We start from the raw sequence: 3,584 nt of genomic DNA on the forward strand, positions 1-3,584 counted from the left end.
GCCCATGAAGGTGCCCATCTCGTTCTCGCCTTCGCCGCCGCCCGCCAGGTCGCTGAGGGAGCGGAAGGCGATGTAGGGCACGCCGTTGCTGTAGGCCACCATGCCCACGGCCGCCGTTTCCATGTCGAGCACGTTGGCCTGGAAGGTCTTGAAGGTGTATTCGCGCAGGGCCTTGTTGTCCATGAAGGCCTGGCCCGAGACGCCGTTGCCGCCGACGACCAGATGGGGCTTGCGCGCCAGGCACTTGCCGGCGCTGCAGTTCGCCAGGTCGACATTGCGGATGCTGCGCGCCACCTCGAGCATCTTCGGGTCCGCCTCGAACCAGAACTTGCGCACGATCTGCGGATGTGCCGCGGAGCGCACTTCCACCGGGCGCGGATGCATCATGCCGAAGTTGGGCAGCGTGGCATCGGTGATGAAGGGCGGCGCGGTGAACTTGCCCGGCGCGGTTTCGCGCGCCATCAGCACTTCGAGGTACTGGCCCCATTGCGCGGGCACCGTGACGTCGCCCACGTGCAGCTGCGGATTCACGCCGCCCGCGATGCCGCTGAACACGATGTGGGTGACGCGAAAGCGGTCGAGCACCAGCTGCGTGTTCATCGTCGCGTTGGTCATGCTGATGCCGGAGAGAAACAGCACCACCGGCTTGCCTTCGAGCGTGCCGGTGGTGAACTCGACGCCGTTGACGCTGTGCTTGGCCGGCTGCTGGAGCCGGTTCAGCAGCAGCGTGAGCTCGGGCTGGAAGGCCGAGACCACCGCGATGCGCGGCGTGTCGTCCAGCCGCACGCTGCCGTCGGCGGCGCCCGGGCTCTTGTAGACACCGGCACAGCCCGCGAGGCCGAAGGCCAGCACGCCGGCCGCGAGAAGAGAGCGCCAGCGCATCGTCATCGGGCCCTTCACTTCGCGGTCGACTTGGGCTGCGAGTCGTCGACCTTGATGGTGACCTTGCCCGAGAGAATGTCGGCCTGCTTGGCCTTGACCTTGGCGACGATGTCCGCCGGCACCTTCTTCTCGAAGGTGCCCAGCGGCGCGAGTTCGGAGCCCTTGTGCTTCATCATCGAGTAGGGGCCGTAGTCCTCGGCGGTGAACTTGCCTTCCTTCACGAGCTTGATCGCGCGGTCGGCCGAGGGCTCGAAGTTCCACAGCGCCGAAGCCACCACCGTGTCGGGGTACTGCGCCTGCGTGTCGATCACGTTGCCGATGGCGAGCTTGCCTTTTTCCTTGGCCGCGTCCGAGACGCCGAAGCGCTCGGCGTACATCACGTCGGCGCCCTTGTCGATCATCGCGAAGGCCGCTTCCTTGGCCTTGGGCGGATCGAACCAGCTGTTGATGAAGCTCACGCTGAATTCGACCTTCGGGTTGGTTTCCTTCGCGCCCGCCATGAAGGCGTTCATGAGCCGGTTCACTTCAGGAATCGGAAAGCCGCCGACCATGCCGATGCGGTTGGTCTTGGTCATGCCGCCGGCCACCATGCCGCTCAGGTAGGCCGGCTCCTGGATGTAGTTGTCGAACACGCTGAAGTTGGGCGCCTGCGGCTTGAGCGAGGAGCCCATGAGGAAGGCGACCTTGGGAAAGTCCTTCGCGACCTTGCGCGCCGCCGCTTCCACGCCGAAGACCTCGCCGAGGATCAGCTGGTTGCCGCCGGTGGCGTACTCGCGCATCACACGCTCGTAGTCGGCGTTGCTGACGTTCTCGGTGGCCTTGTATTCGATCTCGCCGCGCGCCTCGGCCGCCTTGAGCGCCTTGTGGATACGGCCGACCCATTGCTGCTCGAAGSGCACGGTGTACACCGCCGCCACCTTGAGCTTGGCCTGCGCGAGCGCGAAGCCGGGCGTGCCGGCCGCAAGCGCTGCTGCGGCCATGGCGGCGGAACGAATGATCAACTGACGGCGTGCTGTCACGGTGCTTCTCCTCGAGGTATGGAAATCTTCTTGTCGCTGCCCGAGGGACAGCGTGTCGGCCGCCGGGGGCCTCACTTAGTGCCGAAAATCCTGTCGCCCGCGTCGCCGAGGCCCGGCAGGATGTACCCATGGCTGTTGAGCTCCCGGTCGATCGCCGCGGTGTAGACCGGCACGTCGGGGTGGGCCTTCTGCATGGTCGCGAGGCCTTCGGGGCAGGTGAGCAGGCAGACGAACTTGATCGACTTGGGGTTGAGTTCCTTGAGCCGCTCGACCGCGGCCACCGCCGAGTTGCCGGTGGCCAGCATCGGGTCGACCACGATCACGTCGCGGTTCTCCATCTCGCCGGGCATCTTGAAGTAGTACTCGACGGCCGTGAGCGTCTTGGGGTCGCGGTACAGGCCGATGTGGCCGACGCGCGCGCCCGGCACCACCGTGTGCATGCCGTCCAGGATGCCGGTGCCCGCGCGCAGGATCGACACCAGCACCAGCTTCTTGCCGTCGATGACCTTGGCCTGCATGGTTTCGAGCGGGGTCTCGACCTCGATGTCCTGCATCGGCATGTCGCGCGTGACCTCGTAGGCCATGAGCATGCTGATTTCGTTCAGGAGCCGGCGGAAGCTGTTGGTGGAGGCGTCCTTGCGGCGCATCAGCGTGAGCTTGTGCTGGACGAGGGGGTGGTCGACGAGGTGGACGTTGCTCATTTGGTTTTTCTGCCGTTGCTGAATGGACCCGCGAGTCTAAAAGACGGTGCCGTCGCTTTCGATCAGGAGCGGTGGCGATCCGTCTCGCAAGCGCTGTGCCAGCACGCGCCCCGCGGCCCAGGTGCCGCCCTCGAGCACGCAGGCCAGCGGCAGCTCTTCGTCGGTGCGGTCGAGGATCTTGCGCACGCGCGGCGCCAGTTCGTCGAGCAGCGCCACGGTGAGGGCACGCCATTCGACGATGAACTCGTCGCCGGCCTTCCAGGTGCGCGAAAGAAAGGCCGGGTCCTTCGGCACGATCACGCCGCTGTCGATCAGCAGGCCGCCGTTGCGGTATTCGGGCAAAGCGGTGAGCGCGTCGAGGTGGCGCACCTTCACGCCGGCCCGCTCGAAGGGTTCGAGCAGTGAATAGGTGAGCCACTGCGACAGCTTGTGGAACGGCATCCAGCCGTTGGTGAGGCCGGGGCCGCGCACCGCGCCGTGGCGCCAGCAGTCGCCCAGCGCGAGCGCCGGGTCGCTCGAGCCGATGCCGCCCGTGGTGTCGCTGCCGTCGAGTGCGATGCTGTCGATGGCGTTGGCCGAGGGCCAGATGCGCGAGAGCGTCTCGAGCAGCAGCGAAAGGATCTGGTGCGCCGTGATCTCGGCCGTGGGCGGCGCGGCCGCGCCGAACGGGGCGACCAGCGCATCGAACATGCCGGCGGGCCGGCCCTCGTCGCCGAAGGTCTCGGGCTGCTCGCTCATCGCCTCGCCGAGCCGGCGCAGCAGCACCGCGCGGCCGGCCAGGCCCACCAGCGGATTGACGTCGCTGACCTGGAAGGCGTCGCCGAGCCGGTCGGTCACCAGTCCGCGCAGGCCGGCGGCATCGACCTGCAGCGGATGGTCGGGGTTGGACGAGAACAGCCCGCTCGTGAAGGCATGGAAGCTCGCGACGGCCAGGCCCTCGGAACGCGTGTAGCGCTCGCCGGTGGCGGGCTCGGTGTAGTGC

4 protein-coding genes are annotated in these 3,584 nt (G+C 67.2%); all 4 read right to left on the bottom strand.

Annotated elements, in window-relative coordinates:
- Positions 1 to 888 (bottom strand): 5'-methylthioadenosine/S-adenosylhomocysteine nucleosidase (locus tag AC1DOC_RS24690; protein ID WP_478130683.1); only part of this gene is annotated, 888 nt, incomplete at its 3' end.
- 8 nt (positions 889 to 896) lie between these two features.
- Positions 897 to 1,901, bottom strand: coding sequence for a BMP family protein (locus tag AC1DOC_RS24695; protein WP_478130684.1), 1,005 nt, complete (start codon positions 1,899 to 1,901; stop codon positions 897 to 899).
- Between the two features lie 71 nt (positions 1,902 to 1,972).
- Positions 1,973 to 2,602, bottom strand: coding sequence for a uracil phosphoribosyltransferase (gene upp / locus AC1DOC_RS24700; RefSeq protein WP_478081198.1), 630 nt, complete (start codon positions 2,600 to 2,602; stop codon positions 1,973 to 1,975).
- 36 nt (positions 2,603 to 2,638) lie between these two features.
- Positions 2,639 to 3,584: DUF1688 family protein (locus AC1DOC_RS24705; protein WP_478130685.1), on the bottom strand; the 946-nt coding region annotated here is incomplete at its 5' end.

The sequence above is a fragment of the Variovorax sp. 01T439_2 genome (assembly GCF_056398445.1).

What these genes read in the sequence shown, in the direction of transcription:
- upp (WP_478081198.1), bottom strand. Translation starts at nt 2,602, where the DNA reads ATGAGCAACGTCCACCTCGTCGACCACCCCCTCGTCCAGCACAAGCTC.